Genomic DNA, 12,696 nt, shown 5'->3' with positions numbered 1-12,696 from the left:
CCCAGCCGCCAGCACCACAGGCCCAGTGCTGATCAGCGTCACCGACTTCCAGGCCAGTCGCCACCTCGACTTGCCTGGCATCTACCAGGCCGGCTTCACGCTGCGCCGATCCTGGCCCCTCCATGCGGGCGCGGTCGGCATGTGGCTATGGACAGCCCCCCTGCAGGCCAGGTGCGGCTCGGTGTCGATCTGGCAGGACGAGGAGGCCCTGCACCGGTTCGTGGCCTGGCCTGACCACGTCACGATCATGCGCCGCTATCGCGGACGGGGAAAGGTCAGGTCTGCCACCTGGGCCGGCACCCAGCCTGACCCCGCTATCTGGGTCCAGGCGCGGTCATACCTGGCCGGCGGCGAACCCGGCACAGCAAGCCACGGCCAGTAGGGCGGTCGGGTCCAGCATGTCAACTACCCGCCATCTGAGACAGAACCGTCATAGCTGCGGCGGGATCAGCGATACGAGACGAGAGAGCACATGCAAGAAGAATTGATGACCGGGGACGGCTGCCACGAAGTCCTGCGCGTCCTAGCCGACCGCGTGCGCCACGGAAGCCGTCCCGGCGAACGCCAGGACGGCCAACGGGTAGCGCTGGCCATCGAGGGCGGCGGCATGCGCGGCACAATCTCCGCCGGGATGGCCCTAGCCCTGCACGAGATGGGGGCGGCGCACGCCTTCGACGCCGTCTACGGCGCCTCTGCGGGCGCGATCACTGGAGCGTGGCTGCTGAGCGGAGCCCCTGAGAACCTGACCGGATGGGCTGAACCGGCGTATGTGACAGCGATGATCCGTCCGTCCAACGTTTGGCGCGGCCGGCCGATGGTCGATGTGCAGAACCTCGTCGAGTACCTCTATTGCGAGGTGGCCCGAATGGACTTCAACGCCATCCTGGCCAACCCCGTCGAGTACCACCCACTGGCGACCGACTTCCACACTGGCCAAGCCACTGATCTACGCCCTCATCTGACCAGTCCGGCCGAACTGCGACTGGCCCTGCGCGCCAGCGCTGCACTGCCCTTCCTCGCCGGTCCACCGATTGAGCTAGCAGGCCGGCGCTTCTCTGATGCCGGCCTCTCCGAGTCCATCCCCTACCGCACCGCCCTCGCCCAGGGCGCCAGTCACGTTCTGGTTCTGCGGTCCCGGCCAGCGCCGCCACTCGCCGCCGGTAAATCTGACCCCGGCCCACGCACGCGCCCGTCATACAGGGCGCGCCTAACCTCCGCGACCGCGCTGCGGATCTATCCCGACCCCGTGCGGCACAGCTTCCTAGCACGGGACCGCCGCCTTCTGGAAGACGAAGCGTTGCTCGCGCAATACGACCAAGCCGTGCTGCCGGGGGGGCCAACATCCGTCGACCGGCGGACCAAGGCCAAATCCGCAGTGCTGTCCGTGCGCCCCGGACCGGACTCGCCGCGAGTCGGGCGCCTCACTCGCGACGCGAAGATCCTCAAAGCCGCGTTCGAAGCCGGGCGGACGGCGATAGAGCGTACGCTAGACCCTCTCAGCCTGCAGACGGGTCTGCCCCCTGCCGAGTGAACCCTTCCTTGGTCTGACGCGAGGCACTGCAGACCGGTCAAGATGCGGTGGCGAAGAACTCCGTCATTCCGGCATAGGGTGAGTCCCCAGGAGTGGTGGAAGTAGCTGGCCCAGCCTGGGATCGGAACTCTCTACCGCCACACGGGCCGTCCGTCCACCGCAAAGGTTGGCCTGTTGGTCGGCCCGGCACGGCACGCCACGTCGATACCCAAGGTCATCGTCATCTCTCGTGCTCCCGTCAGTCATTGGTTCGGATCAGAAATGACTGAGCGGCACGGCCACGGTCCAGACATTCTCTAAGCAGAAGTCTCGCGACCCTGTGGGGTCACGGACTCCAAGTTCCCGAACAGGACCACCGCATCGACCGGACACCAGTCCGCGGGCGACTCACTCAGCGGTCAGAGATCACACCGTGTCCCGGTCGGTGGCCCGGAGCACACCCGCGAACCTTGCTGCCAACCAAAATGTCGGTGGCTCCACTCATGCTGGTGATGAGAGGAGGTGGCGACATGGCCAGCAGCAAGCCGAGAAAGGCCGCGCTGTCGAAGGCGGGCAAGACCCTCGCGTCCGACGGATCGTCCAAGGGCGCAAAATCGAAGGCCGGTAGCACCCTCGGTAAGGGCTGATACCGGAGCGGCCACTCTCCCGCTCGACTGGGGAGAGCGTCCGTCTGCCTGCGTCTTTTCGGGCCCTAGCGGCTGCTGGGTCGGGGCCGAGGACGGCGGGTTGGGGGGTATCCGCTTGGGCTCTCGGTCGGTGGCGGGGGACCTCGACGAGCCGGACCTCGAGGGCGCCCTTGCGGGCGCCGAGCCGCTGCAAGGCGGCGTCGTTTCGGCATCGGGTTGAGCACCAGACGGGACGTCGGCCGACGCCGCGGTAGCCGACGGCTCGGCCGAGCTTAGGTGCGCGGACCTGCGCCATGCAGTAGGGCATCGATGATGCGGGCGGCGAGGGTGTCAGTGTCGATGTCGGTATCGTCCGGGCTTCCGCGCAGGGATTCCCCGAGGAGCGCGTAGTAGACCCGCCGCACCCAGTCGAGGTCAGCCGTCTCGTCGATGAGCTTGTCCGCCCGGGCTCGTTCCAGCACTGTGATGCAACGCTGGCCGATGTCCTCGTGAAGGGCCGCCGCTTCGCTGTCGGGATGGGCAGGTAGTCCCAGCGCGAACGCCCAGGCGCCTTTCACCTCGAGCACATTGGCCGTGATCCGGTGCAATGCCACCAGGGGAGGGGCGGTGTCGGGCCGGCCGTCCTCCACGGCTTGGACGAGCTGGCGGGCGGCCGAAGATGCCAAGGCATCGATCAGTGCCTGCCGATGGGCGAACCGCCGGTGGATCGTTGTCCTGGCCACCCCCGCCGCAGTCGCGATCTGCTCCATCGACGCGCCGGGATCCGTGGAGAGCACGCGTTCGGCTGCCTCCAAAATTGCGCGCACACTGCGCTCCGCGTCCGCCCGCAACGGCCGTGCCGCTGTCTCACCCATGGCGCCTCCCACCTATCTGCTCAGCCCCAAAACGACACGGAACTGCGCTGCTCCCGAACTAACTGCATCGTCAGTGTTGCATTTACGGTCATTATGAGCAACGCTTGTGTCTTAGTTTACTGCCACTCAAGGAGAAATCCATGCACAGTACAGCGCTCATCACCGGGGCTTCATCCGGACTCGGGGCAGAGTTCGCCGCACAACTCGCCGCCCGCGGACACGACCTGATCCTGGTGGCGCGTTCCGAGGGCAGGCTCACCGCTCTCGCAGAGCGCCTCGCCGCGGAGCACGACATCCGGGCCCACGTCCTAGTCCAGGACCTCTCCGACCCCGATGCGGCCCGGCAGATCGCTGGTCAGCTTTCCGCCCGTGACCTCCGCGTCGACCTGCTGGTCAACAACGCCGGCTTCGGCACTTGCGGTCGCTTTGAGGAGATCGCCGCAGAGCGTGACCACGATCAGCTGATGGTCAACGTCGTCGCGCTCGTAGACCTCACCCACGCGCTGCTCCCCGACATGCTGGAGCGCGGCACGGGAGCAGTCTTGAACGTCGCTTCCACCGCGGGGTTTCAGCCCTCCCCCTACTTCGCCGTCTACGGGGCGGCCAAGGGCTTCGTGCTGAACTTCGGGCTGGCCCTGCGCCAGGAGTACCGCGGTCGCGGCATTCGCGTACTTACTCTGTGCCCCGGCCCGGTCGACACCCCCTTCTTCGAGGCCATCGGCACCCGCAAGGCGGCCGTCAACGGCTCGATGACCACGCCCGAACCGGTTGTACGCGCCGCTCTACGCGCGCTCGACCGGGACCGGGGATACGTCACTCCCGGACTCGGCAATGCTCTGTCCGCGCATCTGCTGCCGCGCCGGCCGCGCACCCTGGTTGCCGCCATGGCCGAGCGCGTTACCCGTCAAGTACTCAGCCCCGCGGCGGGCACCGCCCCGCACCCGAAGGAGTACGCGGCATGAATTCTTCCAACGCTCCCGCTGCGGGTGCCGCCGCCGCGATGCTGCTCGTTGGCTCCTCGACGGCCGTCTCTGCGACGATTGCTGCGCCCCCATGTCCGATGAAACGCACGCCGATGCCGAGGCCGCAAGTCGGACGCTAGCGGTCTGAACCGCCCGTGACGTTCTGCTCCTTCTAGCGCTGGCCGCCACCGGCCTGGCGGGCTTCAACATCTTCCTGGTCGAAGCCACCCGGCACGCGAGCCCCGCAATGATCGGCACCGTGGTCGGCGCACTCCCCATCGTCCTAGCACTCGTCGGGCCGTTGACCGAACGCCGCCGACCGGCCGCGCGCACCGTTAGCGCCGCGGTTGTCGTGACCCTAGGCGCTGTCGTCGCCGCGGTCACAACGCGCACGGGTGACCGGCGCTAACCCTGCCAGCCAGCCCCAGGCCGACCGTCACCAAGACTTACAGGCGGTTCAAACCGCTAGCGTCCGACTTGCGGCCTCGGCATCGGCGTGCGTTTCATCGGACATGGGGGCGCAGCAGTCGTCGTTCGCCGCGCAGATCTTCCGACGCATGCCGGTGGGTCGACGTCCGCACACCGAGGAGGGCCTCAAGCGCACCATCGGGCTCGTCCAGCTGGTCGGGTTCGGCGTCGGCGCGACGGTCGGTACGGGCATCTTCTTCGTCCTGACCGAGGCCGTTCCGAATGCCGGGCCAGGTGTCGTCGTGTCGTTCGTGATCGCCGCGGTCACGGCGGGACTCACTGCGCTCTGCTATGCCGAGCTCGCTGGCAGCGTCCCCGTGTCGGGATCGTCGTACTCCTACGCGTACGCCACCCTCGGCGAGGTCGTCGCGATGGTCGTCGCGGCGTGCCTGCTGCTCGAGTACGGCGTGTCTGCGTCCGCGGTGGCGGTCGGCTGGTCGGAGTACCTCAACCAGCTCCTCGACAACCTCTTCGGCGTCCAGATCCCGCACGACCTGTCGTACGCGCCCGAGGCCGGCGGCGTCGTCAACCTGCCCGCGATGGTCCTCGTCGTCCTGTGCGCGCTGCTGCTGATCCGTGGCGCGAGCGAGTCCGCGACCGTCAACACGATCATGGTCGGCATCAAGGTGGCCGTGCTCCTCCTGTTCATCGCGATCGCGGCGACGGGCTGGAACAGCAACAACCTCGCCGACTTCGCCCCGTTCGGTGTCGCAGGGATCCAGGCGGCGTCGGCGACCATCTTCTTCTCCTACATCGGACTCGACGCCGTGTCGACGGCCGGGGACGAGGTGAAGGACCCGGCACGCACGATGCCGAAGGCGATCATCATCTCGCTGATCATCGTGTCCACCCTGTACGTCGCCGTGGCGCTCACCGCCGTCGCCGCACAGCCGTGGCAGGACTTCGAGGGGCAGCAGGCAGGGCTGGCGCAGATCCTGGAGAACGTCACCGGCTCGACCTGGCCGAGCACGGTGCTTGCCGCGGGCGCGGTCATCTCGATCTTCAGCATCACCCTCGTCGTCATGTACGGGCAGACGCGCATCCTCTTCACGATGGGCCGTGACCGGATGCTGCCTCCGATCTTCGCCCGGGTGAACCCCCGGACGCTCACCCCGATCCCCAACACGATCATCGTCGCCACCGTCGTCGCGCTCATCGCGGGCTTCATCCCGCTCAACTGGTTGCTCGACACGGTGAGCATCGGGACGCTCGTCGCCTTCATGGTGGTCTCGCTCGGTGTCATCATCTTGCGCCGGCGCGCACCCGACCTCGAGCGCACGTTCAAGGTGCCGCTGTATCCCGTGCTGCCGCTGCTGTCGATCGCCGCGTGCATCTACGTGCTCACGGGGCTCGCACTCGTGACGTGGGTGGTGTTCCTCATCTGGGTGGCGGTCGCGCTCGCGTTCTACTTCTCGTACGGGTTCCGGCGCTCGACGCTGCGCACCGGAGCCGGCGACGAGGAGGCGACGTCGTGACCGTCGTGGCGGGGATCGGCCCCGACGGGCGAGGCATGCACGCCGTCCACCTGGCCGGCCGGATCGCGGCGTCCACCGAGGAGGACCTGCTCCTGTGCTGCGTGGTCTCCGACGCGTGGGGCCGGGGGAGTGCGGCGTCCGGTGCGGATGCCGACTGGCGGCGCCACCTGGAGGGGATGGCAACCGAGGCGATGGCCGAGGCGCGGACGATCCCGCCGCCTGAGGTGCGGGTCGACGCCGTCGTCCGTACCGCGCGGTCGGTGCCTCGCGAGCTGGTGACCGCGTCCGAACGCGCAGACGCGTCGGTGCTCGTCGTCGGATCGGCGGGCGACGCGCTCATGGGCCACGTCGCGCTCGGCAACGTCAGCACCTGGCTGCTCCACCGGGCATCGCTTCCCGTCGCGCTCTCCCCGCGCTCGTTCTGGTCAGAGCCGACCGACCGGCTCGAACGCCTCGTCCTCGCCGTCGACTCCGACGCCGCCGTGGATTCCGCCCTCGACGCGACGACGCTGCTGGCGCGGCGCGCAGGCGTCGGTCTCGGGCTCGTGACCTTCGGCGTACGACGCCTGCCGGCGCTGCCGGACGGAGGAGGGCGCCGGGCGGACGACGCGGTGTACGAGGCGTGGCGCGAGCAGATCGACGCCTTCCAGGCGCGTGCCGCGTCGCTCGTGGAGGAGACCGGAGTGCCGGTCACCGACAGGATCGTCGCGGTCGCCGACTCGTGGCGCGGCGCCGTGAACAAGGTGCACTGGCGCGAGGGGGACATGCTGGTGATGACGTCGAGCCGCGATGGTCCGGTCCGCCGGATCTTCCTCGGATCGAACGCACCGCGCATCATGGGTCACGTGCCCGTGCCCGTCCTCACGCTTCCCCGGAGGTAGCAGTGCCCGTCATCGACCGCCGCGTCGTCCTCCCGGCGCCGGCCGCACAGGTGTGGGCACGTGCCACGACCGTCGAAGGGATCGCGTACGAGCTCGCGCCCTGGTTGTCGATGACGGTGCCGCCCGGTCTGCGCGGCAAGACTCTCGCCGATCGCGACGACGTCCTGACCTTCGCCCGCGCGTGACGGTCAGGCGCCGGCGAGTCCGCGGCGGAAGCGCGCTCGTCGCGCGGCGCGGCGTGCCACGTCGTCGGCCGCCCACAGCTGCGTGAGCTCGTCCTCGACGACCTCGCTGACCCGGCGGCAGAACGCCTCCGGCTCCTGCGCGGCATCGGGCGACTCGGCGATGACGCGGTCGACGGTCCCGTCCTCGACGAGTGCGGCGGCGCCGACGCGCTGGGCGCGTGCCATCTCCGCTGCCCGGTCGGGGACGCGGTGCACGATCGCGCTCGCACCCTCCGGCGGCAGCGGTGACAGCCACGCGTGCTGCGCGGCCACGACGCGGTCGGCGGGCAGCAGCGCGAGCGCGCCGCCGCCGGTGCCCTGGCCGAGCAGAACGGTCAGAGTCGGGACGGGGAGTGTCACCATGTCCGCGAGGCTGCGCGCGATCTCGCCGGCGAGCCCACCCTGCTCGGCGTCGACGGACAGCGCAGCGCCGGGGGTGTCGATCACGCTGACGAGCGGGAGCCCGAGCTCGGCGGCCAGCCGCATGCCGCGGCGTGCCTCACGCAGGGCGTCCGGGCCGAGCGGCCGGTCGGCGGTCTGCGCGCGCCGGTCCTGACCGAGGAGCACGGCGGGCGACGCCCCGAAGCGGGCGAGCGCGAGCACCAGCCCGTGGCCCGCCTCGCCCTGGCCGGTGCCGTTGAGCGGGACGACGTCGCTCGCGCCGTGGCGCAGGAGGGCGCGGACCCCCGGGCGATCGTCGCTGCGCGAAGCGAGGACGGACTCCCACGGATCCGAGCCGACCCCACTGGTCGAGTAGTCCGAGCCGCTAGGCGAGGACGTATCGAGACCCGGAGCAGTCGGCCGTGGCGACTGCAGGATGCGCAGCGTCCGGTCCACGATCCCGGCCAGCTCCTCCGGCGGGAGCACCGCGTCGACGATGCCGTGCGCGTACAGGTTCTCCGACGTCTGCACGCCCTCGGGGAACGGCTCCCCGTACAGCGCCTCGTATACGCGCGGCCCGAGGAACCCCAGCAGCGCACCCGGCTCCGCGACCGTGATGTGGCCCAGCGATCCCCACGACGCCATGACGCCGCCGGTGGTGGGGTTGCGCAGATACACCAGGTACGGGAGGCCAGCGTCCTTGTGCGCGCAGATCGCCGCGGTGATCTGGACCATCCGGACGAACGCCGGGGTGCCCTCCTGCATCCGCGTCCCGCCCGAGACCGGCGCGGCGAGCAGGGGGAGTCCCTCGGCGGTCGCCCGCTCCACGGCGACCGTGAGCCGTTCGGCCGCATCGACGCCGATCGACCCGGCGAGGAACCCGAACTCGCCGACGAGCACCGCCACCCGGCGCCCGTGGATCGTGCCCTCGCCGGTCACGACGGACTCGTCGGTGCCGGAGCGCTCCTGTGCACGGGCGAGGTCCGCGGCGTAGTCGGGCGCCACCTCGCCTCGGACGACCGGCGTGTCCCAGGACCCGAAGGACCCGTCGTCGAGCACGAGGTCGATCAGCGCCTGCGCGCTCAACCGGGTGCTCACGCCGTCGCCTCCGACGCGCCGCGCGCGTCGTCCGCCTCGCAGGCGTCGAGCCACGCGGCGACCGATGCGTTGTGCTGTCCAAGTCGCGGGGGAGCCAGGTGCGTCTCACGCGCGCCGGCATACGGGTTGTCGTCGAGCCGCAGTGCAGGGCCCGGCAGCGAGACGGAGCCGAGGCTCTCGTGCTCGACGTCGATGAGCAGCCCCTGCGAGCGGGTCTGGTCCCACGCATAGACGTCGTCGAGCGTGCGCACCTTGCCGGCGGGGACGCCCGCGTTGGCCAGCCGAGCCAGCCACACCTCGGCACCCTCGTCGGCGAAACGCTCCTCGATCAGCGCGGTCAGTCCCTCACGCCCGCGGACCCGGTCGGGGTTGGTCGCGTACGGCGCGGCGGCGGGGTCGAGCCCGATCAACGGTGCGAACCGCGTCCACAGCCCTTCGCTGCCGACTGCGATCTGCACGGGCGAGTCGGCCGTACGGAACAGCCCGTACGGAGCGATCGACGGGTGGTGGTTGCCCATCCCGCGCGGCACCTCGCCGGCGACCGTCCACCGGGTGCCCTGGAAGGCGTGAACGCCGACGATGCTCGCGAGCAGGCTCGTCCGCACGACCCGCCCCCGGCCGGTGGCGTGGCGCTCGTGCAGCGCGGCGACCACCCCGTACGCGGCGTTCATCCCGGCGAGCAGGTCGCCGATCGGGACCCCGACCTTGGTCGGCTCCTCGGGCGACGGGCCGGTGATGCTCATCAGCCCGGCCTCGCCCTGCGCGATCTGGTCATACCCGGCGCGCCCACCCTCCGGCCCGTCGTGCCCGAACCCGGTGATCGAGCAGATCACCAGTCGGGGGTTGAGCTCGTGGAGACGCTCCTCGGAGAAGCCGAGGCGTGCGAGGACACCGGGTCGGAAGTTCTCCAGCAGCACGTCGGCCTGTCGTACGAGCCGCGTCAGCAGCTCCTTGCCGGCGTCGCTCTTGAGGTCGGCGGTCACCGACTCCTTGTTGCGGTTGCACGACAGGAAGTACGTCGACTCCTCGTCTCCGGGCTCACCCACGAACGGCGGTCCCCAGCCACGGGTGTCGTCTCCGGTCGGCGACTCGACCTTGACGACCCGGGCGCCGAGGTCGCCGAGCATCATCGCGGCGTGCGGGCCGGCGAGGGCGCGGGTGAGGTCGAGGACGACGATGTCGGTCAGCATGCGGTGCTCCTGGTCGTGCGGGCGTGGCGGGTACGGCGGTGGTGTAGGTCGTCGGTCAGGGGCGGTGGGCGACGGTGAGCTCCCAGGTCTGGGTGAACCAGACGTCGTCGTCGCGCTGCGTCGGCGCGAATCCGGTGGGCTCGCCGCCGGCGAGCTCGTCGGCGAACGCCTGCCGCACGTGGACGGCACGGTCGGGCGGTGTGAGGGACTGCGCAAGCCACGGCTCGAGTGGTCGCTCGTACGTCCGCTGGTCGGTGCGGTCGACCACGGCGCCGAGGTCGCGCAGCCAGGCCGCGACCTCACCGAGCACGGGGGTGCGCAGATGGGAGTCGTCGCGCCAGGTCTCGATCGCGTCCTGACGGGCGGCGAGCGTCGGGTCGGTCGACGACGCGAGGTCGTGCACGACGACACGACCGCCCGGCCGGCAGGCCTCGACCATCGTGCGCAGGACGGCCAGCGGATCGGGGACGTGGTGGAGGGAGAACCGGGTCACGCCGAGATCGACGCTCCCTGCGGGGACGACCGGGATGTCGCGTCGCCGAGGACGAAGGTGATGTTCGTGAGGCCTTCGGCGGCGGCCGCCGCGCGTCCGCGCGCGAGCATGGCCGGGGTGCTGTCCACGCAGGTGACGTGGGCGACGTGCGGCGCAAGTGCCCGCCCGACGAGCCCGGTGCCCGACGCGAGGTCGAGGCACTGGTCGCCCGCATGGGGCTGAGCCGCCTCGACGACCCAGTCGAGCGCAGAGGTGAACGCCGCGTTGAGCGTGGGCTCCTCGAACGTGTCGGCCTGGGCGGTGAAGGACGCCCGGAGGCGGGCGGCGTGGTCGCCGCCCGCCTCGGGCTCGTCTCCGGACACCGTTTTGCTCACGTCGTCGGGAGCACGAGGATTGCCCAGGTCAGCAGGGGAGCGATCACGACGATGGACATGCCCCACTGCATGAGGCGCTTGAACACCATCTCGCGCTGGCTCTCGTCGGAGTTCGCGACGATCAGGGCGCCGTTGGTCGAGAAGGGGCTGCAGTCGACGACCGAGCTCGAGATCGCGAGCGCGGCGATGAGTCCGATCGCGCTGACCTGGTCGGTGAGCAGGAAGGGGACCGCCAGCGGGATCAGGGCGCCGATGATGCCCGTGGTCGAGGCGAACGCCGAGACGACTGCACCGATGAAGCAGATCAGCAGTGCTGCGATGAGGGGTGCGCCGACCTCGGCGACGCGGTCGCCCAGCCAGGTCACGACGCCGTGGTTCTGCAGGAGGTTGACATAGGTGACGATGCCGCCGACCAGGAGGATCGTGCCCCAGCTGATCTTCTCGACCGCGCCACGTGCCGACGGCGGGAAGAGCAGGGTGAGGACCACCGCGACGGTGAGCGCCGTGAAGCCGACATCGAGGTCGAACGCGAGCGCGCCCACGATGAGTGCGACCAGACCGAGGAGGGTGCTCGAACGCTCGAGGTTGAGGCGGGTGTCGTCGTCGAGGTCGTCGAGGTCGTCGGTGCGACCGAGGCCCTGCTCGATGGCGGAGCCGGGCGTCCCCGTAACCGCGCCACGGGTCGCCGCGCTGCTCGCGGCCTCGGCGGTCGCGCCGACGTCGACGAGCGCGCGCTCGTCCTTGCCACGGCGGATCAGCTCACGACCGCCGAAGACCACGTAGGTGATCGCGGCGACGAGCGTGGCGGCAGTCATCGCGGCCAGGAAGAGGAAGGTCGGGCTGCCCTCGAGGTCGTTGGAGTCGACGACGCCGTTGGTGATGCTGCCGAAGATGCCGATCGGCGAGAAGCTGCCGCCGGTCGCGCCCTGGACCACCATCATGCCCATCATCACCGGGTGGATGCGGTAGCGGTGCGCGAAGCCCATCGCCACCGGTGCGACGATCGCGACCGCGGCGGGGCTGACGGCGCCGATGCCGGTGACGACCGCGCAGACGAAGAACATCGCCCACGGAACGAGCGCGACCCGTCCGCGGACGGCGCGGACGGCGCCGTGGACGATCCAGTCGACGGTGCCGTTGTTCTTGGCGAGCGCAAACAGGTAGGTGACGCCGACCAGGATGACGAACAACTCGCCCGGGAATCCGGCGATGATCGCGTCCGTGTCGTCGCCGAAGACGCTGAGGCCCACGATGAAGGCGGCCACGAGCGCGAGCGCACCCATGTTGATGCTGCGGACGGTCGCGATCAGGAAGACCAGCGCGAGCGCGGCCAGCGCGACGATTTCGGTGGACACGGGGTCCCCTTCCAGGTGTGTGCTACGTCATGTGGTGCAGACCACAGGTTCAGTGGCCTAGCCTCTGGTCCACTGGTGCAAATGTCAAGTACGCTCCCCTCATGAGCCAGGGCGACGATCAGCGCGGGCCCCGTCCCGTGCAGCGTCCGAGGCTGTACGAGCACCTCGCGCAGCACATCGCGGACTTCATCGACGCGCAGGGCCTGGTGCCAGGTGACCGGCTCCCCTCGGAGCGTCAGCTGGCGCGCGACCTCGGGGTCAGCCGCGCCACGCTCGCGCAGGCGCTCGCCGCCCTCGAGACCCAGGGACGGGTCGAGGTCCGGCACGGCGTGGGCGCCCTCGTCCGGAAGGCACCGGTCGCCGAGGATCTCCCCGGCCGGATTGCTGCCCACCCTCGCTCGGAGGTGGCGGCCGCCCGCGAGGCGGTCATGGGCGGGGTCGCTCGTGCGGCGGCGAGCCACCCGCAGAAGGCGATGCGGATCGCGATGCTCGGCGACGACGGCACCGTCCCGACGTTCGACGAGGTCTGGCGGTGCGTACGCCGTCTGGCGGGCAACAGCCTCCTCGGCGAGCTGGAGGACATGCTCGCCGTCCAGTGTCCTGACCCCGAGGAGACGCCGATGCTCCGATCGCTGCTCGACGATCTCGCGGTCGCCGTCGTCCGAGGTGATCCTGAAGCCGCGGCCGCGGCGTGCACGGGCATCCTTTCGACGCCGGCCGAGCCGGGGGAGACCGGCGAGGCGTTCACGACCTGATCAGCCCGGCCCCTCCGGAGACGCCGTGA

At 70.2% G+C, this 12,696-nt stretch carries 13 protein-coding genes; 7 read left to right on the top strand and 6 right to left on the bottom strand.

All coding sequences use genetic code 11. The features are described 5' to 3' along the window. Window positions 1-25 precede the first annotated feature (25 nt). Both ACFSDF_RS07070 and ACFSDF_RS07065 read left to right on the top strand, forming a co-directional pair. The gene (locus tag ACFSDF_RS07070; RefSeq protein WP_208322466.1) at window positions 26-382 is read left to right on the top strand and encodes a hypothetical protein; all 357 of its coding nucleotides are present in this window, start codon (window positions 26-28) and stop codon (window positions 380-382) included. 105 nt (window positions 383-487) lie between these two features. Next, window positions 488-1,531: a patatin-like phospholipase family protein gene (locus ACFSDF_RS07065; RefSeq protein WP_167007244.1), complete on the top strand. Its 1,044-nt coding sequence runs from the start codon at window positions 488-490 to the stop codon at window positions 1,529-1,531. A gap of 898 nt (window positions 1,532-2,429) precedes the next feature. Here the strand turns inward: ACFSDF_RS07065 and ACFSDF_RS07060 are convergent. After that, window positions 2,430-3,011 carry a TetR/AcrR family transcriptional regulator gene (locus ACFSDF_RS07060; protein ID WP_167006980.1) on the bottom strand — a complete coding sequence of 194 codons (582 nt, stop codon included), beginning with the start codon at window positions 3,009-3,011 and terminating at the stop codon, window positions 2,430-2,432. 140 nt (window positions 3,012-3,151) lie between these two features. Between ACFSDF_RS07060 and ACFSDF_RS07055 the strand changes: the two genes are divergently transcribed. The 4 genes from ACFSDF_RS07055 to ACFSDF_RS07040 all read left to right on the top strand — a co-directional run bounded on the left by ACFSDF_RS07055 (window position 3,152) and on the right by ACFSDF_RS07040 (window position 6,982). Continuing rightward, window positions 3,152-3,973 (top strand): SDR family NAD(P)-dependent oxidoreductase, encoded by an 822-nt coding sequence (locus ACFSDF_RS07055; RefSeq protein WP_167251175.1) that lies wholly within the window; start codon window positions 3,152-3,154, stop codon window positions 3,971-3,973. Window positions 3,974-4,485: 512 nt separating this feature from the next. Next, window positions 4,486-5,916, top strand: a complete 1,431-nt coding sequence (locus ACFSDF_RS07050) for an amino acid permease (RefSeq protein ID WP_377156864.1) — start codon at window positions 4,486-4,488, stop codon at window positions 5,914-5,916. Then, the gene (locus ACFSDF_RS07045; RefSeq protein ID WP_167006970.1) at window positions 5,913-6,797 is read left to right on the top strand and encodes a universal stress protein; all 885 of its coding nucleotides are present in this window, start codon (window positions 5,913-5,915) and stop codon (window positions 6,795-6,797) included. Before ACFSDF_RS07050 ends, ACFSDF_RS07045 begins: the two co-directional genes overlap by 4 nt. Before the next feature lie 2 nt (window positions 6,798-6,799). Beyond that, complete coding sequence (locus ACFSDF_RS07040) at window positions 6,800-6,982, top strand: hypothetical protein (protein WP_167006967.1); 183 nt, start codon at window positions 6,800-6,802, stop codon at window positions 6,980-6,982. A 3-nt stretch (window positions 6,983-6,985) separates the two neighbouring features. Here the strand turns inward: ACFSDF_RS07040 and ACFSDF_RS07035 are convergent, their stop codons facing one another. From ACFSDF_RS07035 to ACFSDF_RS07015, 5 genes are read right to left on the bottom strand one after another with little or no spacing between them, the layout of a single operon-like run. Further along, window positions 6,986-8,500: a carboxyl transferase domain-containing protein gene (locus ACFSDF_RS07035; protein ID WP_167006963.1), complete on the bottom strand. Its 1,515-nt coding sequence runs from the start codon at window positions 8,498-8,500 to the stop codon at window positions 6,986-6,988. Further along, window positions 8,497-9,690, bottom strand: a complete 1,194-nt coding sequence (locus ACFSDF_RS07030) for a CaiB/BaiF CoA transferase family protein (protein ID WP_377156861.1) — start codon at window positions 9,688-9,690, stop codon at window positions 8,497-8,499. Before ACFSDF_RS07030 ends, ACFSDF_RS07035 begins: the two co-directional genes overlap by 4 nt. A gap of 55 nt (window positions 9,691-9,745) precedes the next feature. Then, a complete protein-coding gene (locus tag ACFSDF_RS07025) occupies window positions 9,746-10,183 on the bottom strand; it encodes a class I SAM-dependent methyltransferase (RefSeq protein WP_377156859.1) in 438 nt (145 codons plus the stop codon). Then, complete coding sequence (locus ACFSDF_RS07020) at window positions 10,180-10,557, bottom strand: class I SAM-dependent methyltransferase (RefSeq protein WP_377156858.1); 378 nt, start codon at window positions 10,555-10,557, stop codon at window positions 10,180-10,182. Before ACFSDF_RS07020 ends, ACFSDF_RS07025 begins: the two co-directional genes overlap by 4 nt. Then, window positions 10,554-11,912 carry an SLC13 family permease gene (locus tag ACFSDF_RS07015; RefSeq protein WP_167006954.1) on the bottom strand — a complete coding sequence of 453 codons (1,359 nt, stop codon included), beginning with the start codon at window positions 11,910-11,912 and terminating at the stop codon, window positions 10,554-10,556. The genes ACFSDF_RS07020 and ACFSDF_RS07015 overlap by 4 nt, the downstream gene beginning before the upstream one ends. A 101-nt stretch (window positions 11,913-12,013) precedes the next feature. Here ACFSDF_RS07015 and ACFSDF_RS07010 point away from each other — a divergent pair, with 101 nt between their 5' ends. Then, window positions 12,014-12,667: a FadR/GntR family transcriptional regulator gene (locus tag ACFSDF_RS07010; protein ID WP_167006951.1), complete on the top strand. Its 654-nt coding sequence runs from the start codon at window positions 12,014-12,016 to the stop codon at window positions 12,665-12,667. Window positions 12,668-12,696 lie beyond the last annotated feature (29 nt).

This window comes from Mumia zhuanghuii, assembly GCF_042681565.1.
Taxonomy (GTDB): domain Bacteria; phylum Actinomycetota; class Actinomycetes; order Propionibacteriales; family Nocardioidaceae; genus Mumia.
Note: the sequence above shows the minus strand (reverse complement) of the source record. Positions and strands in the feature narration are given on the sequence as shown.

Bases quoted from the DNA above. Each gene is read 5' to 3' on its own strand.
- ACFSDF_RS07055 (WP_167251175.1), top strand. From the start codon at position 3,152: ATGCACAGTACAGCGCTCATCACCGGGGCTTCATCCGGACTCGGGGCA.
- ACFSDF_RS07065 (WP_167007244.1), top strand. From the start codon at position 488: ATGACCGGGGACGGCTGCCACGAAGTCCTGCGCGTCCTAGCCGACCGC.
- ACFSDF_RS07030 (WP_377156861.1), bottom strand. From the start codon at position 9,690: ATGCTGACCGACATCGTCGTCCTCGACCTCACCCGCGCCCTCGCCGGC.
- ACFSDF_RS07010 (WP_167006951.1), top strand. From the start codon at position 12,014: ATGAGCCAGGGCGACGATCAGCGCGGGCCCCGTCCCGTGCAGCGTCCG.
- ACFSDF_RS07060 (WP_167006980.1), bottom strand. From the start codon at position 3,011: ATGGGTGAGACAGCGGCACGGCCGTTGCGGGCGGACGCGGAGCGCAGT.
- ACFSDF_RS07050 (WP_377156864.1), top strand. From the start codon at position 4,486: ATGGGGGCGCAGCAGTCGTCGTTCGCCGCGCAGATCTTCCGACGCATG.